The 24866-nt window shown below is 32.0% G+C and carries 18 protein-coding genes, 2 tRNA genes and 1 pseudogene; 14 read left to right on the top strand and 7 right to left on the bottom strand.

All coding sequences use genetic code 11. The features are described 5' to 3' along the window. Positions 1 to 170: 170 nt before the first annotated feature. The 4 genes from HMPREF9018_RS03295 (at position 171) to HMPREF9018_RS03280 (ending at position 5897) form a co-directional block, all read left to right on the top strand. Positions 171 to 1634, top strand: a complete 1464-nt coding sequence (locus HMPREF9018_RS03295; RefSeq protein ID WP_008448138.1) for a glycoside hydrolase family 125 protein — start codon at positions 171 to 173, stop codon at positions 1632 to 1634. 155 nt (positions 1635 to 1789) lie between these two features. Then, positions 1790 to 2836, top strand: a complete 1047-nt coding sequence (locus HMPREF9018_RS03290; protein WP_008448164.1) for a phosphatidylinositol-4-phosphate 5-kinase — start codon at positions 1790 to 1792, stop codon at positions 2834 to 2836. An 18-nt stretch (positions 2837 to 2854) separates the two neighbouring features. Next, the gene (locus tag HMPREF9018_RS03285; protein WP_008448117.1) at positions 2855 to 4924 is read left to right on the top strand and encodes an alpha amylase C-terminal domain-containing protein; all 2070 of its coding nucleotides are present in this window, start codon (positions 2855 to 2857) and stop codon (positions 4922 to 4924) included. A gap of 13 nt (positions 4925 to 4937) precedes the next feature. Continuing rightward, the gene (locus tag HMPREF9018_RS03280; protein ID WP_039864208.1) at positions 4938 to 5897 is read left to right on the top strand and encodes a hypothetical protein; all 960 of its coding nucleotides are present in this window, start codon (positions 4938 to 4940) and stop codon (positions 5895 to 5897) included. 85 nt (positions 5898 to 5982) lie between these two features. Here HMPREF9018_RS03280 and tilS read toward each other — a convergent pair whose 3' ends face one another. The 3 genes and pseudogenes from tilS to HMPREF9018_RS03265 all read right to left on the bottom strand — a co-directional run bounded on the left by tilS (position 5983) and on the right by HMPREF9018_RS03265 (position 9234). Continuing rightward, complete coding sequence (gene tilS, locus HMPREF9018_RS03275; RefSeq protein ID WP_008448141.1) at positions 5983 to 7353, bottom strand: tRNA lysidine(34) synthetase TilS; 1371 nt, start codon at positions 7351 to 7353, stop codon at positions 5983 to 5985. Further along, on the bottom strand, positions 7343 to 8548 hold the full coding sequence (locus tag HMPREF9018_RS03270) for a class I SAM-dependent rRNA methyltransferase (RefSeq protein ID WP_008448181.1): 1206 nt from the start codon (positions 8546 to 8548) through the stop codon (positions 7343 to 7345). The genes tilS and HMPREF9018_RS03270 overlap by 11 nt, the downstream gene beginning before the upstream one ends. A gap of 22 nt (positions 8549 to 8570) precedes the next feature. After that, positions 8571 to 9234, bottom strand: a pseudogene (locus HMPREF9018_RS03265) (3'-5' exonuclease). A gap of 103 nt (positions 9235 to 9337) precedes the next feature. Here HMPREF9018_RS03265 and HMPREF9018_RS03260 point away from each other — a divergent pair. The 3 genes from HMPREF9018_RS03260 (at position 9338) to HMPREF9018_RS03250 (ending at position 13235) form a co-directional block, all read left to right on the top strand. Beyond that, the gene (locus tag HMPREF9018_RS03260; protein WP_008448147.1) at positions 9338 to 11800 is read left to right on the top strand and encodes an FtsK/SpoIIIE family DNA translocase; all 2463 of its coding nucleotides are present in this window, start codon (positions 9338 to 9340) and stop codon (positions 11798 to 11800) included. Positions 11801 to 11866: 66 nt separating this feature from the next. Further along, entirely contained in the window at positions 11867 to 12481 is a 615-nt protein-coding gene (locus HMPREF9018_RS03255) for an outer membrane lipoprotein periplasmic chaperone LolA1 (RefSeq protein ID WP_008448160.1), read from the top strand. A gap of 250 nt (positions 12482 to 12731) precedes the next feature. Beyond that, positions 12732 to 13235, top strand: a complete 504-nt coding sequence (locus HMPREF9018_RS03250; protein WP_008448153.1) for a MarR family winged helix-turn-helix transcriptional regulator — start codon at positions 12732 to 12734, stop codon at positions 13233 to 13235. A gap of 605 nt (positions 13236 to 13840) precedes the next feature. Here the strand turns inward: HMPREF9018_RS03250 and HMPREF9018_RS03245 are convergent. Both HMPREF9018_RS03245 and HMPREF9018_RS03240 read right to left on the bottom strand, forming a co-directional pair. Further along, the gene (locus HMPREF9018_RS03245; protein WP_008448131.1) at positions 13841 to 15427 is read right to left on the bottom strand and encodes a hemin receptor; all 1587 of its coding nucleotides are present in this window, start codon (positions 15425 to 15427) and stop codon (positions 13841 to 13843) included. A 110-nt stretch (positions 15428 to 15537) separates the two neighbouring features. Continuing rightward, on the bottom strand, positions 15538 to 16476 hold the full coding sequence (locus HMPREF9018_RS03240; RefSeq protein WP_008448156.1) for a hypothetical protein: 939 nt from the start codon (positions 16474 to 16476) through the stop codon (positions 15538 to 15540). A gap of 178 nt (positions 16477 to 16654) precedes the next feature. Between HMPREF9018_RS03240 and prmA the strand changes: the two genes are divergently transcribed. Beyond that, the gene (prmA, locus tag HMPREF9018_RS03235) at positions 16655 to 17524 is read left to right on the top strand and encodes a 50S ribosomal protein L11 methyltransferase (RefSeq protein WP_008448108.1); all 870 of its coding nucleotides are present in this window, start codon (positions 16655 to 16657) and stop codon (positions 17522 to 17524) included. On the opposite strand, the gene HMPREF9018_RS03230 is transcribed toward prmA, so the two are convergent. Both HMPREF9018_RS03230 and HMPREF9018_RS03225 read right to left on the bottom strand, forming a co-directional pair. Further along, complete coding sequence (locus HMPREF9018_RS03230) at positions 17481 to 18335, bottom strand: GH25 family lysozyme (protein ID WP_008448107.1); 855 nt, start codon at positions 18333 to 18335, stop codon at positions 17481 to 17483. The genes prmA and HMPREF9018_RS03230 overlap by 44 nt on opposite strands. A gap of 142 nt (positions 18336 to 18477) precedes the next feature. Further along, on the bottom strand, positions 18478 to 20121 hold the full coding sequence (locus HMPREF9018_RS03225) for a diphosphate--fructose-6-phosphate 1-phosphotransferase (protein WP_008448175.1): 1644 nt from the start codon (positions 20119 to 20121) through the stop codon (positions 18478 to 18480). 254 nt (positions 20122 to 20375) lie between these two features. On the opposite strand from HMPREF9018_RS03225, the gene HMPREF9018_RS03220 reads away from it, so the two are divergent. From HMPREF9018_RS03220 to HMPREF9018_RS03195, 6 genes are all read left to right on the top strand, one after another. Beyond that, positions 20376 to 20648, top strand: coding sequence for a hypothetical protein (locus HMPREF9018_RS03220; RefSeq protein ID WP_008448126.1), 273 nt, complete (start codon positions 20376 to 20378; stop codon positions 20646 to 20648). Between the two features lie 17 nt (positions 20649 to 20665). Continuing rightward, entirely contained in the window at positions 20666 to 21211 is a 546-nt protein-coding gene (locus tag HMPREF9018_RS03215) for a 1-acyl-sn-glycerol-3-phosphate acyltransferase (RefSeq protein ID WP_008448186.1), read from the top strand. A gap of 3 nt (positions 21212 to 21214) precedes the next feature. Continuing rightward, positions 21215 to 23797, top strand: coding sequence for a golvesin C-terminal-like domain-containing protein (locus HMPREF9018_RS03210; RefSeq protein WP_008448119.1), 2583 nt, complete (start codon positions 21215 to 21217; stop codon positions 23795 to 23797). Between the two features lie 63 nt (positions 23798 to 23860). Beyond that, on the top strand, positions 23861 to 24187 hold the full coding sequence (locus HMPREF9018_RS03205) for a hypothetical protein (RefSeq protein WP_008448112.1): 327 nt from the start codon (positions 23861 to 23863) through the stop codon (positions 24185 to 24187). Positions 24188 to 24592: 405 nt separating this feature from the next. Then, positions 24593 to 24667 (top strand) — tRNA-Val (locus tag HMPREF9018_RS03200). Positions 24668 to 24673: 6 nt separating this feature from the next. Further along, positions 24674 to 24755, top strand: a tRNA-Tyr gene (locus tag HMPREF9018_RS03195). The last annotated feature ends 111 nt before the right edge of the window (positions 24756 to 24866 follow it).

Raw genomic sequence — 24866 nt, 5'->3', positions numbered from 1 at the left:
TTATTCCGCAATAAAATATAAACATTTTACTCTTTTTCAATATATACACAAAGAAAGAAATGCTAACAGTTTGCAAATTATTGTCTTTTTTGTTCATATCTAACTTATAATTTGAAGAATTTATGTACATTTGCATATAATCTATATATTAATATAACTAAAGCATATCAATGAAAATATCATTTCTTATAACAGCTGTTTTTAGTGTTACTTGCCCTAACATCATGGCTAATAATATATCTATCAATAAAGATAAAATACTTGTAAATACTTGCGTAAAAGATGCTATTACTTATGTTTGTCAACGTCCAAAAGAAGCTGATAGGCTTTTTAAATCGGACGTTGTAGATAAGGAAATAAGACGTATATTAAAAATGCTAAAGAATAGAAAATTAGCATGGATGTTTGAAAATTGCTTTCCTAACACTTTAGATACTACTGTTCATTTTACAACTGACATTAATGGCAATCCTGATACTTTTGTATATACAGGAGATATACCTGCTATGTGGTTACGAGACTCCAGTGCACAAGTATGGCCTTATCTACAATTTGCAAATAAAGATAAACGAATAAAGGATATGATAAAAGGGCTCATTCTTCGCCAGTTTAAATGTATTAATATAGACCCTTATGCTAATGGTTTTAACAAAACACCTGATCCTAAAGGCAAGTGGATGAGCGATGGTACAATAATGAAACCCGAGCTGCACGAGCGTAAATATGAAATAGACTCTCTTTGCTACCCTATTCGTTTAGCATATGAATATTGGAAAATAACTGGCGATGCAAGTATTTTTGATAAAGAATGGCTAAAAGCTATTGATAACATACTCATGGTTTTTCATGAGCAACAGAAAAAAAACGGAAGAGGGTCCTATTCTTTTCTACGTGTTACCGATCGTGCATACGACACATTAAGTAACGCCGGATGGGGGTCGCCCGTAAAGCCTGTCGGGCTTATAGCTTCGGCTTTTCGCCCATCAGATGATGCTACTACGTTTCAGTTTCTTATCCCTTCTAACTTTATGGCTGTATCTTCATTAAAAAAAGCTACAGAAATTCTTTCTAAAGTAAATAAAAATTCAACTATAGCTTCTGAATGTATTAACTTAGCCACTGAGGTTAGTAACGCACTAAAAAAATATGCTATTTATAATCATCCCAAATATGGTAAGATATATGCCTTTGAGGTAGATGGGTTTGGAAATCATCTTCTCATGGACGATGCTAATGTCCCAAGTTTGCTATCAATGCCTTATCTTGGAGATGTAGATATTAAGGATCCTATCTATCAAAATACCCGTCGCTTCATATTAAGTGAAGACAATCCTTTCTTTCATCATGGCAAAGCTGGTGAAGGCATTGGCAGTCCGCACATAGGGAATGATATGATTTGGCCAATATCTATTATGATGCGAGCTTTTACTTCGACAAGTGATGAAGAAATAAAACGATGTATTATTATGCTTATGAATACCGATGCTAATACTGGTTTTATACATGAATCGTTTTATATGAATGATGCAAACAATTTTACACGACCATGGTTTGCTTGGCAAAATACACTTTTTGGGGAGTTAATTCTAAAGATAATTAGCGAGGGTAAAGTTGATCTTTTAAACAGTTTATAATAATTTATTTAATAGATACTTATAATATTGTTTATCTTTAAAGTTAAAACTCATAAGATTAAAAAAGATTTATATATTTGTTTATATCAATCAATATAATTATCTTTGCAATTAAATGATATTCCTTCATTCTATTATAAATAGCCAATCACAAGATGAAGCATAAATATATTTTTTTACTTTTATTACTTTTTCCTATTCTTACTTTTTCCCAAGGCATAGTTATTGGAAATTATACTTTTAAAAATAATGCTAAGTTTCATGGAGAGATGTTTCGTGGTAAGCCATGGGGAAAGGGTAAAACAATTTATCCAGATGGAAGTATTTATGAGGGAGTATATGCTAAAGGTGTACGTGAGGGTATTGGCACACTTACTAAACCTAATGGAGAGAAATATGAGGGTAACTGGTTTCAAGATCAGCAATTAGGCTATGGTAGGTATACTTATTCTAATGGTAATATTTACGAAGGATTATGGTTTAAAAATCAACAACATGGCATCGGTACTATGTATTATTATAATAAAGATAAATATGTAGGTAGCTGGAAAAATGGCAAAAGATGTGGTGAAGGAAAATATATATTTGCAGATGGATCATATTATGATGGCTCATGGGAAAATGACATGAAAAATGGTCATGGACAGTTTGTCTGGAGAGACAAGTCTTCTTATACAGGCAATTGGGTAAACAATGTAAAAGAAGGTCGTGGTATCTTTATTTATTCTAATGGTGATGATTATTCAGGAGGATGGTCAAAAGATCTACAAAACGGTAGAGGTACTTATCATTTTCGCAACCGTGATGTTTACCAAGGCGATTATGTTAATGGGCAGCGTACTGGAACAGGTCTGTTACGTTATAGGAATGGTGATGAATATTATGGCCATTTTGTAGATGGAGAAAAAAGTGGTTCAGGTATGATGAAATGGCATAACGGTGATATTTATACAGGAGAATGGAAAAACGATAAGCAAAATGGTAAAGGCAAGCTAATTAAGCATAATCAAGATATATATGAAGGATCTTTTTCCGATGGTATGCTTAATGGTAACGTATCTGTTAGCTATGCTGATGGTTCTGTTTTTAGAGGTATTTATAAAAACAATAAGCGTAATGGCGATTTTATAGAATATGATAAAAACGGACAAATAAAAGCAACAGGTACTTATAATAACGGAGTAAGACACCAAAATAAATAACATTAAAACTTCTATTTTATGGAAAAGCAAACAAACCAAACTACTACTTCAAAACCAAAAGTTATGAAGAAAAATATAGTAAAACACATAGGAATAGTAGAGCATGACCCTTTCTTGAAAGAGTATGAGACTATTATTTCTAATAGGCATAACTTTATTTTAAATAAGAAAGAGGAGTTAACTAAATTTACCAATAATTCTTTATCTGACTTTGCCAGTGGCTATAAGTACTTTGGTTTGCACAAAACCGATTCAGAATGGATATTTCGGGACTGGGCTCCAAATGCTAAAGCGATCTATCTTATTGGTGATTTTAATAATTGGAAAAAATCATCTAAATATAAAGTAAAACGTATTAAGGGTACTAACAACTGGGAACTTAAGCTACCTTTAACAGCATTAAAACATGGACAGCTATATAAGCTCATTATAGAATGGGACGGTGGCGAAGGAGAACGTATTCCTGCATGGGCACAACGTGTAGTGCAAGATGAGAACACACACATTTTTTCAGCGCAGGTGTGGGATCCTGAAACTACATACAAATGGAAGAAAAAGGTATTTACACCCAAAACCTCACCCCTACTTATCTATGAATGTCATATAGGTATGGCGCAAGAAAAAGAAGGTGTAGGCTCGTATAATGAGTTTAGAGAAAATATTCTTCCACGCATTGTAGAAGACGGTTATAATGCAATCCAAATAATGGCTATACAAGAACATCCTTATTATGGCAGTTTTGGTTATCATGTGAGCTCATTTTTTGCACCAAGTTCGCGCTTTGGAACTCCTGAAGAATTGAAGCAGCTTATTGATGAGGCTCATAGAAAAGGTATAGCTGTTATAATGGACATTGTTCATTCGCATGCTGTAAAAAACGAGATAGAAGGTTTAGGCAATTATGCTGGTGATCCGAATCAGTTCTTTTATACAGGCGATCGTCATGAACACCCAGCTTGGGATTCTCTTTGCTTTGATTATGGTAAAAACGAAGTTATTCATTTCTTGCTTTCTAACTGTAAATACTGGTTAGAGGAGTATCATTTCGATGGATTTCGCTTTGATGGCGTTACCTCTATGCTTTATTATAGTCATGGCTTAGGTGAGGCCTTTACAAATTATAGTAACTATTTTAATGGTCATCAAGATGATAATGCCATTTGTTATCTAACACTTGCTAACTTACTTATTCATGAGGTAAATAAAAAAGCAATAACAATAGCAGAAGAGGTCTCTGGTATGCCTGGATTAGCAGCTAAAGTAAAAGATGGTGGTTATGGGTTTGATTATCGTATGGCAATGAATATTCCCGATTACTGGATAAAGACTATAAAGGAATTACCTGATGAAAAATGGAAACCTTCATCTATCTTTTGGGAAATTAAAAACAGACGTATAGATGAAAAGGTTATCTCTTATTGCGAATCGCATGATCAGGCTTTAGTTGGAGATAAAACGATTATCTTCCGTCTTATAGATGCTGACATGTATTGGCATTTTAAAATAGGAGATGAAAACGAAGTAGCACACCGCGGTATAGCTTTACATAAAATGATTCGTTTAGCTACAATAGCAGCTATAAATGGCGGCTATTTAAACTTTATGGGCAATGAATTTGGTCATCCAGAATGGATAGATTTCCCACGCGAAGGAAATAATTGGAGCTATAAGTATGCACGACGCCAATGGAGCTTAGTAGATAATAAAGATCTTAACTATAAATATTTAGGCGATTTTGATAAGAAAATGCTTGAAGTTGTTAAGAGTGAAAAGAAGCTAATAGATAGCACTGTGAATGAAATCTGGCATAATGATGAAGATCAAATACTTGCTTTTATGCGTGGCGAGCTACTATTTGTTTTTAATTTTTCACCTAATAAATCATTTACAGATTATGGGTTTTTAGTTCCTGAAGGATCTTACAATGTTGTTTTAAACACAGATAATAAGGATTTTGGAGGATTTGGATTAACAGATGATAGCATAGAGCATTTTACAATAGAAGATCCTCTTTATAAAAAAGATAAAAAAGGTTGGGTGAAACTATATCTGCCTGCTCGTAGTGCAGTAGTTTTAAGAAAGAAATAATTAATATATATTAATGGAAAGTAAGTTATTGCGCTTTATTAGTGCTGTGTTTTTTTGCTCATTTAGTTTCTGTTTCTTGTTCTTTTATCAAGTAGATGTAATGACGGTAACACAGCATATTGCTTCGCATGGTAAAACTTTTTATAATCCAATAGTAGGTGCTATCTTAATAACAGTTATTCTACAACTGCTACAAAATAGTATTGATGTTTTTGTAAAAATACCAAACAGAGTATTCGCTTTAACTTACTTCCCTCCTATCGTTTTACTATCTCTTATAAGTAGTATTCGATCAGATGTAGAATATAATAATTTCGCTATTAGTCAATGGTGGTGGATATTATTGATATTGTTTCCTATATATATTTTTATAGTTTTCTTTGTTAAACGTTACGAACCGTATGCACTGCAACAGCGCAACATAGGGGTGTTTTCACAAAGTATGTGGAGAAATCTATTTATTTTGTTTCTTTTATTTTTTTTTGTTGGTTATTTTTCAAATAATGATCCTTATTTCCATAAACGAGCAAAAATAGAACATTTAATAGACCAACGTCAATATACTAAAGCTTTATCTGTGGTAAAGACCTTATCACATACAGACTCTGTAATATCTATGCTTACAATATATGCTGCTGCTCGTAGCAATAAGCTTACAAACCACTTGTTTAGCTACCCTTTAGTGGGTAGTAGCCATGTCATGCGTCCTCTTTATGTGCATTCTTATTTACAGCCAGATAGTATAATATTAAAAAACACACGATTGTCTGCTAATTATCAGCTAATGGGTTTTTTATTAGACCGTAATCTCTCTCAATTTATCCGCTATCTCCCACAGTATTATCCTTCAAAAAGTGTTTTACCTCGCTACTATAAGGAAGCTGTACGTATTTATTCATTACATTTAAAAGATAGTATTCCTTCCCCGCCATATCCTCATGATAGCTATTACCAATATTATTTTAATAAATAATATTGGCTTATTTATATAACAGCTCTAATCTAAAAGAATAAGTGTTTTAAAGAAAAACAAGATGCCTTAGATAATATACTGTGTTTTATGTTGTTTCATGCGTTTTTTCTAAGTACTTTATTCTTAAAACTTTGGTTGATATATTAGTATATCTTACTCTATTGTCTGTACGTAGACCTACTAACCAAAGTGGTTTTCCAGTGGTATCGGTAAGTAGAAGTTGATCAGATTTCTCAAAACGATTTCTTTTCATATTAGTAAGATAGTCACTAATCAATTTTGATTTATCCATTCCAAAAGGCATAAACCTATCTCCTTGTGTTATATTTCGCAAAACAAGGGGGAAAGTTATGTTATCAGCATCTATATATACAGTACAAGGCTCTTTACTAAGATCTGTTTTTTTTATGGTTTTATTATCTATATATGTAATTTGTATAGAGCGATTTTTATCAATTATATATAATCCTGTTTCCGGTAATAGCTTATTTATATCTGCATGTAATTCTTTTTTACGTACAATAAGAGAAAAAGAATCTAAAGTTATTTCATATTTTTCACTTTGCCAAAGATTTCCTACCATATTCTTCTTAAAATCGGAAATAGAGCTTATTTGCTCAGAGTTGAAACCTAATGGCGAAAGTAGTTCAAATAAAAAATATTTTTTTGATGGGAATTCAGTAATCACTTTTAAAGGTATGGACAAAGAGCCATATGTGTAAAGTTTGCTGTGTGAGATGCCAAACTTATCAAAATAACGCAAAAGAGCATCATCGGCTACCGTTCCAGCTTCTGAGAGATATTGTGCTGTTTGTGCAATAGATGCTTGTACAGAAGGATTAATTTCTTTTAATAACGGTATCACCAGAAGACGTAATTTATTACGTACTACATTAGATACAAGATTACTACTATCAGTAACATAGTGTTCACCTTCGCCAATGATAAATGTTTCTATATCTTTACGTGTACAGCTAAGTAACGGTCTTATTACATTTCCGTTACGAGGTGCTATTCCTGTTAACCCATGTATACCCGTTCCACGAGTAAGATTAAGCAAAATAGTTTCTACAGAATCTTCTTGATGATGTCCAACACAGACGCCTTCTGCATTAATACTCTTTCGTAATTGTTCGAAATAAGTATAACGAAGTTCACGCGCAGCCATCTCAATACTTATTTTTCTAAGAGAAGCATATTCTGTTGTATCGAAATGAATGCGCTTTAGTGGGATATCATGTCTATTACATAAATCAATACAAAACTGTTCGTCACGATAGCTTTCCTCACCACGAAGTTTGAAATTACAATGAACAGCATTTATTTTATAACCTAATTGGTGTAATATCAGTAATAGAGATACACTATCAGCTCCTCCTGAAAGAGCTACCAAATAACATTTTTCTTTATTTAATAGCTGATATTTGGCTATAAATTTCTTAACTTTATTCAACATATAATACTAATCCTTTAAGATATTCTCCTTCTGGATGATATATATTGATAGGATGGTCAGCTGGCTGATGAAGCTGATGTAGAATACGCACCTTACGCCCTGCTTGTGCAGCTGCAGTAAAAACAGCTTGACGGAAATAATCTTTAGTTACTGCTTGAGAACAGCTAAAAGTAAAAAGTATACCTTTCTTTTTTATTTTTTCAAATCCTTTTAGATTTAAACGGGTATAACCACGCAAAGCATTTTTTAAAGCATTTCTATGTTTAGCAAAAGCTGGTGGGTCTAATATAATTAAATCATACTTATCGTCATGTTCATCTAAATATTTGAAGGCATCTTCACAAAAGGCAGCATGACGCTTATCTTTAGGGAAATTTAGTTCTATATTTTTATTAGTTAACTCTATAGCCTTAGCTGAACTATCAACAGAGTGTACTTCCTTTGCCCCTCCTCTCATCGCATACACCGAAAACCCACCTGTATAACAGAACATGTTTAAGACGCTACGATCTTTAGAATAAAATTCTAATAACTTGCGATTCTCACGCTGATCTATAAAAAAGCCAGTTTTCTGTCCTTTTATCCAATCAATATGAAAAAGTAATCCATTTTCTATTGCTATATTATTATCTGTATAACCATAAATAAATCCATCTTCCTGACCCAAATTAGCCTTGTAAGGTAGAGTTGTTTCACTTTTATAGTAAACACTATTTAGGTTATCTCCCATAATGTTAATTAAAGCATTAGTAATAAGATGGCGATCTACATGCATTCCTACAGAGTGAGCTTGCATAACTGCTGTATTACCATATATGTCAATGATTAATCCAGGAAGATTATCCCCTTCGCCGTGGACAAGACGAAAAGTAGTATTATTATTTTTTGATATGCTTTTTGGGGTAGTTTTATTTATTACTCCTATAGCCTTGCGTGCTTCAAAAGCCGAAAATAATCTATTTTCATAAAAAGATTCATCAATGTAGACTTCTTCGAAAGACAGAACACGTATAGCTATGGATCCTACCTGATAATGTCCTATAGCTATGAATTTGCCTTGATTATTTAACACGCAAACTACCTCTCCTTCTTTTATTTCTTCTTCCATCGTTTTTATAGCTCCTGAAAAAATCCAAGGATGGAAGCGAAGAAGACTATCCTCCTTACCTTTTTTTAAGTAAACCTTTTTATACATACTTATTTTTAGTTTGCTCTTATTATTTTTTATCTTCTAACTTTTCTTTTTGTAAGTCAGAACATATTATATCATTTTTTATAAGATTGTAATCACCTGTTTGCTTTAGCTCTTTTATTCTTTCATAAAGATTAATGCAAGCCCATGCATCTATTGATGCATATTGTTTTTGCTTATCAGTTAGCTCGATATTCTCCCAATTGGTTAATTGTTCACGCTTTACTATCTTTTTCCCAAATATGTTAGCATATATCTTTTGCAAACTTAAATCATTTATTCCAATATCTTTCACACAATCTTGTAAATCAATAAAATAGCCAGGATTAAAACTTATCCTTTTGTGTAGCATATGAAAATCATCATGTAAAGATATGCCTACCTTAGGAATAGTAATATCTTCTAACAAACTAATAATGCTATTAGTCATGCCTATAATATTCAATCGAAAAAGAAAGCATTCTTTATGAGTAGATACTTGTAACAAAGCAACCTTATGACTTCTACCTTTTTTAAATGATGGACGAGTCTCGGTATCAATACCAAGAATCTTTTTTTTGTAGTAGATAGTTTACTGCGACAGAAGCAGCATCAGCTGTTTCTATAACTTGTATTTTACCAGGAAATATAACCCGTGGAAGGTTGTTTATTTTTTTCTTATCAAAATTACTATAAATTATAGATCTCATTTTTATACGCTTTCTGTGTGCAAATTTAAAAAAAAACTACGAGAACATAGATGTATATGGCTCTAAATTATTAATTTTGCAAGGATAAAATATAGAAAATGGAATGGTAAGAAAGAAGACAGAACGTACATCAAAGACTTTTATAGAAGCTTTAGGGGTAAAGAGTATTTTTAACGATAAAACAGGGCTTATAATAGGATTGTTGCTTGTTTTACTAGCCATTTATATTTGTTTTGCATTCTTCAGCTATTTTTCTACAGGTCAGGCAGATCAAAGCCTTGTAACAGATCTTCGTCCAGGAGAGCTAAAAAATACAGGACAAGAGTTTCAAAACATTTGTGGATCCTTAGGCGCAATGATATCTTACTTTTTCATATCAAGGTGCTTTGGTATACCTGCTTTCTTTATACCCGCATTTATAACCTTATGTGGCGTAAAAATGATAGGAGCATATAAAAACGTAAATCTTTGGAAATGGTTTTTAGGTATGGCTCTTTGCATGATTTGGTTATCTATTACTTTTGCCAAATTTCTTACGCCATTAATGAATAATCAGATATTTAACCCAGGAGGTGATCATGGAGCTTATAGTGTTCACTTTATAGAAAATTTTGTAGGAACTCCCGGATTAATCGTTCTTTTGGTAATAGTTTTAGTAGCATTTCTTACTTATCTTACATCTGAAACTATCACTGTTATAAGAAGGATTATTAATCCTATTGGTTATTTACGTGATAAGGTTAAATTTACTGTAGTAAACAAAGATAAGGGAACTATTTCTAATACGGAAGAAACTCTTATAAACGACTCCCCTCTTTCTAATGAAGAAATATATTGTAATGACTCTACTGATACTAATAAAAAAGAGTATGTTGAGCTTACTATACCTAATACAGCTGCTCAAGGAAATATTTCTGAAAGTATAATCAAAAAACCTATAAATAAAAAAAATGCAAGAGGTGATATTGGATTAGAAGTAAAAATTGCCAAAGCAGAAGAAAAAGCTAATAGCCCGATAGTAGCAAACTCTACAGATATAGATACTCCTATAAATCCTCGCGAGCCATTTACTAAATGGAAATATCCTACCCTAAATCTACTTAAGGAATATGATTCTGACACGCATATAAACTATGTTGGTAAAGACGAGTTAGAAGCAAATAAAAATAGGATTATTAAGGTTTTAAATGATTTTGGTGTACAGATTAGAAGCATACGTGCAACAGTAGGGCCAACCATTACATTATATGAAATTACTCCAGCTCAAGGTATACGAATATCTAAAATTAAAAATTTAGAAGATGATATAGCACTTAGCTTAGCTGCTATTGGTATTCGTATTATAGCACCTATGCCAGGTAAGGGAACTATTGGTATAGAAGTGCCTAATGCTAAGCCAAGCATCGTTTCAATGTTCTCTATATTAAATTCTAAGAAATTTCAAGAGTCGAACATGGATCTGCCAATAGCTTTAGGAAGAACTATTACCAATGATGTTTTCATGGTAGATCTTGCAAAAATTCCTCATCTTTTAGTAGCAGGTGCTACAGGACAAGGAAAGTCAGTTGGCTTAAATGCTATTATAACTTCATTGTTATATAAGAAGCATCCAAACGAGTTAAAAATAGTTCTTGTTGATCCTAAGAAAGTTGAATTTAGTGTTTATTCACCTATCGCAAAATCTTTTATGGCTGCCATTGATGACAATGAAGACGAGCCTATTATTACTGATGTAAAAAAGGTCGTAAAAACATTAAAAGGTCTTTGTGTTCTTATGGATGAACGCTATGATATGCTTAAAGCTGCAGGAGCTAGAAACTTAAAGGAATATAATCATAAGTTTTTAAACCATCATCTAAATCCTGAAGAAGGGCATAAATTTATGCCATATATAGTAGTTATTATTGATGAGTTTGGAGATCTTATATTAACATCTGGTCGTGAGATAGAAATGCCTATTACACGTATCGCACAATTAGCTCGTGCCGTTGGTATTCATATGATTATAGCAACTCAACGTCCTACAGCAACAATTATAACAGGTAATATTAAAGCTAATTTTCCTGGACGAATAGCTTTCCGAGTAGGTTCAATGATCGACTCGCGTACTATTCTTGATCGTCCAGGTGCTCAACAATTAGTAGGTAGAGGAGATATGCTCTATCTTAATGGTGGGGAACCTGTTCGTGTACAATGTGCTTTTGTTGATACAATAGAAGTAGATAAAGTCAACAAATTTATAGCTAATCAGCCTGGTCCTATACACCCTCTCGAAATACCTGAACCTATATCAGAAGATGATAATAGTAATACAGAAGGATTGGATACAAATAATGTTGATCCTCTTTTTGAAGATGCTGCACGTACTATAGTTGTAACCCAGCAAGGTTCTACCAGTATGATACAGCGCCGCTTCTCTATAGGATATAATAGAGCAGGACGCTTAATGGATCAATTGGAAAGTGCTGGCATAGTGGGAGCTGCACAAGGCTCTAAACCACGAGAAGTTCTTATAAGTGATGAAAATTCTTTAGAAGCATTACTGACAACGTTACGTCATCATTAACTTATTAAATTAAATAAAATAATATATTATATAAAAACAATATCAAACTTTTTAATAAAAACTACAATGAAAATTATAAAATGCTTTTTTCTTTTAGTTATATTAATGTTTAGTAGTGAGCTATATTCACAAAATTCTAAACAAGCAAAGATATGCTTAGATAAGGCCACTGCCATCATAAATAATAAAGAAGGTTTACAAGTGTACTTTTCTATGTCAAAATCAGATATAGGAGGAGGTACATCTGGCAATTTAGCTATAAAAGGTAACAAGTTTATGGCTATAACGCCATTAGTTTCAGTATGGTTTGATGGTAAAACACAATGGACTTACACAAAATCAACAAACGAGGTAAGCGTCTTTAATCCTACAGAAGCTCAACGATTATCAATAAATCCGTATAGCTTTATCAGTATATATAAAAATGGTTATATGCTATCTATGACTATAACAGGTAACCAAAAAGTAATACATATGGTAACTCAAAATAAGAAGCGTAGCGTGTCTGAAGCATATATAACTTTAAGTATGTCAAATCAGCTAAAACAAGTAAAAATGCGTAAAGGAGGAAAATGGACTATTATTAAAATAATACGTATTAAAACAAAGAAACTCAATGATGCTATTTTTAAATTTAATAAAAAATTATATCCAAAGGCAGAAATAGTAGATATGAGATAAATTTTCATTTACTATAAAAGTTAAAACTATATTTATCACTGTTTCATATTTAGGTATGACATACAGTAAGATTATATTAAAAGTAGTCAAGCCAGCATGATTACAACAAAAGAGTGATGTTACTTTAGAAACTTTTATATTGAGAAAAATAAAATAAAACATCAATGTATATTAATCAAATGATATATGTTCTCTAACAGCAATTACTCATATTTTTTATCTATATTTAAATAATAATAAAACAAATATAATGGCATACGAACTTCTTAAATTAAAAAACCAACTCTGTTTCAGACTATATACTGCAAGTCGTCTAATTACTCAAGCATACTATTCTTTATTAGATGAAATAGGACTTACCTATCCACAATATCTTGTTATGATGGTGTTATGGGAAAAAGACTGTCAAAAAGTCATGGAGATATCGCATCGGTTAGAACTCGATTCTAATACAATGACACCATTACTTAAAAGAATGAAAGAAGAAGGATTTGTAAATCGCAGAAAAGGGAAAAAAGATGGAAGAGAGACTTTTATCTTTCTAACGAAAAAAGGTAAGGAGCTTGAGGAGAAAGCTAAAAATATTCCTCATTGCATGATAGATAAATTATCTTCAGATAAATTTCAAACCAATGATATTGAGGAACTTATTAATAGCTTAGATATACTTATAGAGCAACTTCATAAAAGGAAATTAGAAGAACTTAAAATAAAGACTGAAATAAAAAATAATAATAAACAGTCTGAAATATAAGAGAGTAATAAAATATATAAACAGATTCTTATGTAAGTTTTATCAGGTTTTAATATAATATTTTCTTTTTATGAAACTATTATATATAATAGTTCCAACTAACCTTTCCACCCTTTTACATAAGAAAATGTACCAACAAATATAAGAGTTATTCCTACAAATAGAAAACTATTACCATGATAATTAAGCAATATATGGACAATAAAACAAAGTAAGCCCAAAATAATTGCTATTAACCCTATTTTTTTTACATTCTTCGACATAACTGTTATTTATTTACCTTATATGTTATAAGAGTAAAGTTACACATTTTTTAGATAATAAAAGCTACTATAATAATAAGCACTAACTTTTTTATAAAGCGTAAGCATTATTCTGAAAGATATGTGTATCATATCTAAATACTTACTATAAAATTATCTGTGTTTAGATATTATCTTGCTTACAAGGAAATATAATTTATCTCTTATCTTTATAGCACACAAAAGCATCAGCTTTATTATGTAACCTTACATATAAAAACAAGAAAACAACTATAATAGAAATCTGCTTATTTTATTTGAGATGTCTAAATATGTTGTAATCTTGTAATTATGCAATTTATCTTATAAATGATAACTCAAAGTTAATAATAGCTGGCTACGATTATTAGCTACTTCTGTTGGTGCAATAACATTAGATTTTTCTATATTAGAAAAAGGATAAAAGTTTCCTTTTTGCATACTATATTGATAAGCAAGATCTATATTAAATTTCTTTATTTTAAAGCCTAAGCCAAAAGTGAAACGATTAATATCCTTCCAATTAGTAAAGTCTGCTTCAGAAGAATAACTATTGCCCAAAGATGCTAATGTAGGATCTTTCTGCCCATTGTTTCTATATGCAGATGTCAAATAATTATAACCTAAACGTATAGCAAGAATTCCTGTAGGTCTAAATTCTGCACCAAACTTTAAGGTGCTTACACCTTTAAGAGTGCGTTTAGTATGATTATTCATTTTACCATCAGGAACAGAAGTTTCTACAAATTCATTATAATACCAGTCGTAATACCCTCCATTATTAATACGAGTATCTATAGTTGAATAATCCTCATATTCGTAAGTAGCACCAAGAGCCATATAGTTACCAATGGTATGCCCAAGAGATACACCAAACTTCCATGGGCTGAATAACTTAAAAGAATAAGAATTATTAATAGAATAAGTTTTATTTACTGCATTCGAATTATTAGTATTTACCCCAGTATAGTTATCCACAGTTAGATCATACCGAGTAGGTGTCTTTATATATGCTCCTACACGGAAAGGAGATTCATCTATAGGACGTACTATAATACCAGCACTTGCATCAAACCCAGAGCCAGTTATTGCCTTATTATTATTATAAGAAATATTACTATTCCCATCAATAAGCTCTTCCTTATATTCATTATACCCTTTATAATGAACACCTTTTACCCCTAATGTTATACCCCAATATAGGCGATCGTTAATGTTCCCACTAATATTAAAATCATAATTGCTCGTATAACCTACATTATCACGATAAAAGTCGAATGACTTCCCTCTATAGTCATAAAACTTACCATCAGTTTTATCGGTTATTATAGTATTGTAATTTAAGTAGTCAAGCTGATCAAAAGTTAATGCTTGTTTATCAGAATTGCCATTTATATATCCATTATAAGCCCCATTGTTGCTTGCACCTACAGAAAAGCCCCCTTCATCTTCACTACCTAACATTCCTTTGGCAAAAGACTGTTTGTTAAGCGAAGCTTCTTTAAGCTCGTTAGCAGCATTTAATACATAATTAAAATTACGCCCTTTATGATAATTAAAACCAAAATTAAGGAAAGATCTTCCACCTGTTCGGATAGAGAATACCCCTCCTATCTGGTCAAAGCTGGCATGAACATTCTTATTATTATCAAAACCTTTATAGTTTTCTTGTACTATAAAACCTGTGCTCATACTTATTTTGCTACTACGAAAAACACCTATACCAGCAGGATTACTACTTATGGTAGAAATATCTGCGCCAAGAGCCTCAAGAGCGCCACCCATACCAACATAGCGAGCAGTTCCATTAAGGTCTTGAGTTATAAGCTTGGCGTTTTGATAAGTTTCTTGTGCTTTCATAGACATTGCTGCCAATAAAGTTACAGCAAATAAATAATATTTTTTTTTCATACTGCTCTCAATTTACAATTTAACAAATATTTTCCACATAAAATATAACATTTCCTTATTGAATAATAAAATGCTATTAATAAAAAGTTATTTACACTATATGATAGCCTTTATCGATGGCCACCAAAGTTATTTCCTCTATTAAAGCTGCCATTACCTGAGCCTCCAAAACTTCCTCCGTTAAAAGTTCCACCCTGAGGTTGCGAAGAAGGAAATGAATAGTTTGGACGTGAGCTTTCAAAGTTTCTACGATTTTCTCCAAAATTCTCATTGAATGTTCTATACCTATCACCAAACGAACGTTGTCCATTACTAAAGGTACGAACATTGCTATTATCATAATTACGAATAGTTTGATTATAACTCCTTCTACCTCCCCAATGATTAGCAGTACCTGTATGACCTTTATAAGTATAGAAACCACTATAATAAGGAATGCCATAATAGTATCCACTGCCATAGCCATAGTAAGGATATACTCCACCCCATCTATAATAACCATAATAAGGGTCATACCAGCCATCATAAATATAAGGTGAGTTATACCAACGCGTATAATAAGTGTTATACCAAGGATCATACCAACCACGACGGAAAGGACTATTATATCTCCAACGAACATCATAATAGAAAGGATCATAATAATCTATATCTAACCATGGATCATAATAGCTACCATAATAATCATCAAAACGGCTCATACGACGACTATAAGCAAAATCATCATTATCATAATTAAAATTGCGCATATAATCGCCATATAGTGTATCTACTACTACACTTCTACCTGTTCTCCCATTTCTTATATATTGGATAATATCATTACCCAAAGAGTCTTGACCTATGACCTTGAAAGTTTTTCTTAATTTGCCATGACGATTATAATCTTCATTGCTTTTATCAATACCACTATAATAAGCTGAATATTCTTTTATAGATTTATTATATTTATCTACATCTTTCTGTTTATAAATATACATATCATCTTGAGCCACAGCAAATATAGGCATAAAGCTCATAATTGCTAAGATAATTATATTCTTTCTCATCTTATTCCCTCCTTATTTTTATTCTGTTAGTACTATTTTTATAAATATCTTGTTTGATTTGTTGTTGTTTTATATAGCAATAATCTGTTTTAAACTTATGCAAATATACTTATTTTTCTCAATCTATGATATGTTTCTACCTATTTTTTATATATTTGCAGTATATAATTAACAAACAATGAAATACATTCAAGCTATTTTTACAATATATCCTGATAATCAGACTACTCGTGATTTAGTTACAGCTATTGCTGGGGACTGTGGTTTTGAATCTTTTACTGATGAGAGTAACTTATTGATAGGCTATTGTCAGAAGGAATATTATGATGAAGACAGACTAAAGAAAGCTCTATCTATTTTCCCCTTAGAAGAAACAAACATAACCATTGATGTAAAAGATGTTGAAGACAAAGATTGGAATGAAGTATGGGAAAATAATGGTTTCGAACCAATTGTAATAAAAAATAAATGCATTATTTCTTGCTTTAATACTACAAATCCTCCACAAAAAGGACAAGTTAAAGGAAATTTTCCTATTAATATTTATATAGATGCTAAGCAAGCATTTGGAACAGGTAATCACGAAACAACACAAATGATTGTAGAAAAACTTATTGACCTAAATTTAAAAGATAAGCGTGTGCTTGATTGTGGCTGCGGAACAGGAATATTGGGAATAATTAGTGCAAAATGTGGAGCGACAGAAGTTTTTGGATATGATATTGATGAGTGGAGTGTGAAAAATGCTATACATAATGCTGAGATAAATGATGTAAAAATAAATGTACATAAGGGAGATAAAAAAATACTTTCAAAAATAGATGGTTTGTTCGATTTAGTTCTCGCTAATATCAATCGTAATATTTTAATAGAAGATTTAAGTGCTTTTTCTAATATCTTAAAATGTGGAGGTAAGGTTATATTAAGTGGTTTCTATGAAGATGATGCTAACCTTTTAAAGGAAAAAGCTAACAGCTTAAGACTTGTCGAAACAGAACGCAGTGTTAAGGATAATTGGTGCTGTCTGATATTTCAGAAGAATCTGTAGAAGAATACTCAGGTATTAACATTTGTTGCATATCATAATAACTTCCATTATAAATATCTAAATCCACATATCCTTTTATACCTGGTAACCTGCCAGCATCAGTATGCTGCCATATTTTCCATTCTCCTTTATACTCCATTTGACTAACATAATAATGAGCTATCCAATAAGGGTAATCATCAAAACGCTGATCACTAAGGTATTGTTGTTTAAACTTATAATAAGTATATAAAATAGGTTTTACATGATATCTATCTTCTACTATATGTAACCATGTTAGAATGTTTTGCTGAAAATCTTGTATTGTCATATCTTTAGGCTTATTTTCAACATCTAATATGGGAGGGAAATCACCAGGTAGAAGTTTTACCATTGCTAAGAAAAAATAAGCCTGCCTACGAGGCTGAACATTATTACTCCAATAATGATATACTCCACGCAAAAAACCATTTTCTTTTGCTTCAAAAAAATTAGATCTAAAATTAGGATCCATATAGCTATCACCCTCTGTTGATTTTATAAAGATAAAACGAACAGGATATGTATCTATAAGAGCATTATGTAAACGATTCCAATTAATATTACCCTGATACCTACTAATATCAATACCATGTATATTATATCCTTTAGGGTAATTAGGCTCGCCATATATAGCTCGCCAACGAAATCCTGTAGGAGATACTATGTAAACATATATAAAGGTACAGTAAAGCACACATATTATTATTCCAAAACACCATTTCTCTAATAAAGAACGAGATTTTAGAAAATACTTTAATCGGCGAAAAAAAAAAGATGCTTCTTTTGCCATTATATGATTTTAATTATATATGTTTCTATTTGATCTTTTTTCCTGCTAAAACATGTAAACGTAAAATCACTAAAATAAAAAAAGAAGAATAGAATAAACAAGCTACCCTTTTACCCTATTCTTCTTTAATTATATATGCTTATTACTTATTTTGCTCAAGAAATAAAGTCTTTGTTGTTATATCACAAACAGACGAAGCACCCCAATACTGTATAGGACCAGGGTAAACATAACAAGTTTCTTTAGCCCATTTTTCACGTTGTGCTACAAAAGCTTTGAAAGGAGCTCCATTAAGCTCTACAAGAGCTTTGCGTATTACGGGTTTCATCTCACCATTACGTTTCTCCATATTCATCATCATTGTTATAGGCACACCTCCTGCAAGCCACTTATCTGTTCCCGCAATAGTATTCTTAACTATAGCCATATAGCCAGTTTTACCATTAGCAATAAGTTGTGCGGCAGAAGAACCTAATGCATAACAATAATCTGCATCAAAATTAGAAGGAGCAGCGCAACGACCTTCATAACCAAAGAAATGGTGAAGTGGAGAGAACTTACCATTATATTTACCTTCTTTTTTCCACTGTTCAAGCTTTACTCCTACCATTTCTGATATCAATTTTTCCGTTTCTATCAATGAAACTTGTACATTTCCATGAGGATCACGATCCAATGATAACTGGCGTGCAACACCTTCTGGTAAAGTTTCAAATGTAGACTTATTTTCAGATGATAAGTGTGCTAAGATATATTCACGCTGTGCTACCTTATCAAGATTTAAGTATTCATCTCCGTGTGCAGCAAGTAAGTCATTTAATTCTTGTATCAAACGCCCTATAGAAGGTATAAACTCTATCAAGCCCTCTGGGATAAGTACTACTCCAAAGTTATTCCCCTGATTAGCACGATAAGCTACAGTTTTTGCTATATCTTCTACTATAGCATTTAAAGACATGTCCTTAGCTTCAACCTCCTCTGAAATAAGACAGATGTTAGGTTGTGTCTGTAACGCACACTCCAACGCAATATGCGATGCAGAACGTCCCATTAATTTTATAAAATGCCAATATTTACGTGCAGAATTACAATCACGCTCAATATTACCAATTAGCTCTGAATAAGTCTTTGTAGCTGTGTCAAACCCAAAAGAAGTTTCGATCTGATCATTTTTCAAATCGCCATCAATTGTTTTAGGACAACCAATTACTTGTACTCCATATTTCTTTGCTGCATAATATTCTGCAAGAACACAAGCATTAGTGTTAGAGTCATCACCACCTATTATTACTATAGCTTTTATATCTAACTTACGGATAATCTCCAATCCTTTCTCAAATTGCTCTTCCTTTTCTAGCTTAGTACGCCCAGAACCTATCATATCAAAACCACCTGTATTACGATATGCTTGCAGGTTTTCTGCTGTTATTTCCAGGTATTTATGGTCTACTAAGCCTCCAGGACCCATTAAAAAACCAAAAAGACGATTTTCTGGATTTAGCTTTTTAATCTCATCAAAAAGACCTGATATGACATTATGACCACCAGGAGCCTGACCACCAGATAATATTACGCCTACATTCATTTTGGCATTATTAAATTCTGTAGCTGGTTCAAACTCTACAAGGGGCATACCATAAGTGTTAGGAAACAATTTCTTAATGTCTTCCTGATTGTCTACACTTTGTGTTAAAGCTCCTTCTTTTACTTTTACTGCACCTTGTAAAGCAATTGGTAACTTTGGCTGATAGTTTGCTCTTTCCTTTTGCAATGCACTAATTTCCATAAATGATTTATTTTAAATTTGGATTTTAAAAATTTCTTTCTTGTGCAAAAGTACTGTTTTTTCTGTGATTATTAAAGACAAAGCAGATTTTTTACAAATATTATTTCATAATATTACTTTTCATTATTTGCTTTTAAAATTATTTTAAGAACTACTAAAAAATAAAATTAAGAGGTTTTTTCTTGCAAATTATGCACTTTATTGTAATTTTTGCTTATCTTTGGCATAGTTTTTTATAAAGAAAGGGTAAAATCATGAGTAATAAAAGAGATTTAAAACGTATTATTAACTACATAACAAGTGATTTGTTTGCTGAATGTATGGCAGCTTCACTTTATGGTACTAACAGCAATTCCGAAGAAATAAATGCTTTATTATCTTCTATAGTTACTATTCGTGATAACTATATTCGCCGCATATCTCATATAGAACCTGGTATGCCTGTAAAATTATATTTCAAAGATTTAAAAGAAAAACTAAATAAAGAAACTAACGAAATTATAGATCACATAAACAATCTTTATTAAAATACTTAGCTTTATTAATGTTATCGCGATTTATATTATATAAACTATTAGGTTGGAAGAAGTTAGTTAGCATTCCACAGCCAAAGAAGTGTATTATATGCTTAGCTCCACATACAAGCAACTGGGATTTTATTATTGGTAAACTATTTGCTTGCTCTGAAGGCTTAAAAAGCAATTTCTTAATGAAAAAAGAATGGTTTGTTGGTCCCTTAGGAATAATCTTTAAGAAAATGGGAGGTATTCCTGTATGGCGTAACAAGCATTGCAGCATGACAGATCAACTTGCTTCTTTAGCCAGCCATACGCCTAATTTCCAATTATGTATCACGCCCGAGGGAACGCGCTCTATAAATGCAGAGTGGAAAAAAGGATTCTATTATATTGCTCTTAAAGCTAATATTCCTATTATTTTATATGCTTTAGATTACCAATCAAAAACAATTTATTGCAATAAGATGATCATACCTAATGGGAATATTGACGAACAAATGAAAGAAATAAAACAATACTTTAAAAATTTCAAAGGCAAAAATCCCGAAAAATTTACAGTTGGAGACATTTAGTATATGAATAAAAAACTTCTGTTTTCCTTGTTTATTACCTTAATAAGTATTTTTTCGAAAGCTCAAAATGACACTATTTGGGGGAAATACGAATATAAAGGTGCTCCATGGGTAGAAAATATATCTAAACCTAATATTATATCTAATGGCTTAGCTAACAGGCATATTGCTGTATGGGCTTCGCACGGAAGATATTACGATATTGAAAAAAGCAAATGGAGATGGCAACGCCCTATACTTTTTTCTACTACAGAGGATTTGTTCACACCTACTATAGTTGTACCATATCTCTTACCAATGCTTCAAAATGCAGGAGCTGTAGTATTTACACCTCGTGAGCGCGATTGGCAAATAAATGAAGTAATTGTTGATAATGATAGTCCAGAAGGAGGTTATCATGAGATTAATGGTAAAAAAAAATGGGAAGATTGTTCTAAATGTGGCTTCGCTTTTCATGAAGGTAATTATCAAGATGGCGAAAATCCTTTTAAAGCTGGCACAGCCAGAAAGGCAAAAGCTCGCAAGCGCAATAGCAAATTAAGTTCTATTGTATATCAGCCCACTTTTAAAGAAGCAGGACAATATGCTGTTTATGTAAGCTATCAAACACACAAAAAAAGTATAGATGATGCCGAATATATAGTGTTCCATAAAGGAGAAGAAACTCACTTCAAAGTAAATCAAAAAATGGGAGGAGGCACGTGGGTCTACTTAGGCACTTTTAATTTTGATGCAGGCAGTAGTATGCTCAATTCTGTAGTACTTACAAATCATAGTTCACATCATGGCATAGTTACAGCTGACGCTGTACGCTTTGGTGGAGGCATGGGTAATATAGAGCGTGAAGGTAAGACAAGCGGTTTACCAAGATGTTTAGAAGGAGCTCGCTATTATGCACAATGGGCAGGTGCACCATGGGAAATTGTTAGCAAAAGTAATGGAAAGAACGATTATAAAGATGATATAAATGTACGATCTCTAATGACTAACTGGTTAGCTGCTGGATCATCTTATATACCTGGTGAAGGAGAAAAAGTACCTATCGATTTGTCTTTAGCTATTCATAGCGATGCCGGTACTGCTCCTAAAGGTAACTATGTAGGCTCTTTAGGAATATGTACAACACAAGAAGGCGATAAGTGTATAGGTAAGAATCTGGCTCGCAGCGTATCAAAAACACTTGCAGAAGAGATGATATATAACATAAAGAAGGATATAGACCAGACGTTACATATCAATTGGAATACACGTTACATATACGATCGCAATTATAGCGAAACACGTTTACCTAAAGTGCCATCAATGATCCTTGAAACGTTATCACATCAAAACTTTAATGATATGAGATTAGGACAAGATCCTAATTTTAAATTTATCATAGCTCGATCTATTTATAAGACTATACTACGGTATGAGGCTATGATGCATAATACATCTTACACTGTACAACCACTTACCCCCTCCTTATTTCGCATAAAATTTATCAACAAGAAGAAAGTACGATTACAGTGGAACATTGTTAAAGACCCTTGTGAACCTACCTCTACCCCAACCTCTTATAATATATATACGGCAGTTGGTAAAGGAGATTTTAACAATGGTATTAATATAAAAAATACTTATTATGATGTAGAATTACAACCTTATAAGATTTATCATTTTCGTATAACTGCTTGTAATAGTGGAGGGGAAAGTTTTCCTACAGAAGTGTTATCTACCTACTATAATCCTAATGCCGACAAAACAATACTTATCATAAATGGCTTCAATCGCTTATCATCGCCTGCTGTTATCGACTCTATAGATGCACAGGGGTTTGATATAAAGAGTGGTCCAGGCATTACTTATGGTAAAACTATAGGCTGGAGTGGGCAGCAAACTGTTTTTAACACTAAACATTTAGGTCAAGAAGGAACAAATGCCTTAGGATTTGGCGGAGAAGAGTTAGTGGGTAATATTATTGCTGGCAATGATTTCGACTATGTTCGCACACATGCAGAAGCAATAGCTTATGTAGGTAAATATAATATTGTGAGCTGCTCAAAAAAAGCTGTAGAAAAAGATAGAGTACGCCTTATTAACTATGATGCTATAGATTTTGCACTTGGTCTTGAAAAAGATGATGGGTACAGTCTATTATATTATAAAACCTTTACTCCAGAAATGCAACACCAAATAAGTAATTATCTACAACATAATGGCAGAATTTTTGTAAATGGTGCTTACATTTCGTCAGATATGAAAACTGAAGAAGAAAAAAGTTGGTTATCTCATAATCTGAAAATAACATTTGCAGGTAGCAACCTTAATAATAGCTCTTCTTTGATAAATGGCTTTGGGAAAAAGTTTGACATATATCGTACTATTAATGCCTATCACTATGGAGCTTATAATCCTGACAATATTATGCCAGCTAATAATCAGTCTAAACCTTTTATGATGTACGCAGATGGTAATTATGCTGCTGTAGCTTATAAAGGAAATGATTACCGTACCTTTATTATGGCTTTTCCTTTAGACTGTATAAAAGATACTACTATTAGAAATCAGATAATGAAAGAAGTCTTAACATACCTGTTATTATAATAAATCTAATTACGTAAAAAAAATATATTATAAAATATTTACCTTAACTAATAAAACAAAGTTATGCATAAAATTCAGGCAAATTTAAGTGGAACAAGAAGTATCATAATAAAAGATACTCACCTTGAAGTAATAGAAAAGTATGCTCTTTTTAAAGACTTAATAGGCTCAACAGGCATAGTAGATGAAGATACTCTAAACCGTCTTAAACTAAACGTTCGTAGTCTCTTAGAAACAGAGCAAGGTAATAATAATGATTTACTCGACCTATGTTTAGATGTTATATATAATACCGATATGAAAGCTTTAGGACTTAACAATCTTATAAAACTATATAAGGTATGGGAAAACGAACGAGAAAAGACAAATCCACAAGAAACAACAATATAAAATAAACTTCAGGATTATCTTAATCTCAGTTAATACGTTTATACATAATATTCTAATTACATTAGTTTTCATCTTATTAAAATAATTCTATTAATAAGTGTACATCACATACACTACTACTGTACGTGATGTACACTTATGGTGTATATACGCTACACTAATAGTGTACGTGATGTACATTCATATATCAAACAAAGAAAAAAGTTCAGAATATTTTTCTAAATAAAACAAATTGCACAATTTACAATTTATTTTATTCTATTACCATTCTTCCTATCATGCTATATAACTATCTTTGCTTAAAACTTTGCTGTTTTTTCAAGAAGTCTATTTTTTATATATAAAAACTTTGGCGTGTATATTTTTTTTATTACCTTTGCAAGCGTTTTAGAGGAACAACGCTTTGGGCGTTTAGCTCAGTTGGTTTAGAGCATCTGCCTTACAAGCAGAGGGTCGGCGGTTCGAATCCGTCAACGCCCACTTACAGGGTAGTTTCCAGAGTGGCCAAATGGGGCAGACTGTAAATCTGCTGCTTCTTGCTTCGGTGGTTCGAATCCATCACTACCCACATGAAAAGAGTATTAATCTTAAATTAGTACTCTTTTTTTTTTACTTTATTTATTATACACATAGAGTACGTTATTTATAAAATAATCTCTAAATGAGCAGTTAATATGGA

The organism is Prevotella amnii CRIS 21A-A (genome assembly GCF_000177355.1).
Taxonomy (GTDB): domain Bacteria; phylum Bacteroidota; class Bacteroidia; order Bacteroidales; family Bacteroidaceae; genus Prevotella; species Prevotella amnii.
This window is presented reverse-complemented; position numbering and strand designations above follow the sequence as displayed.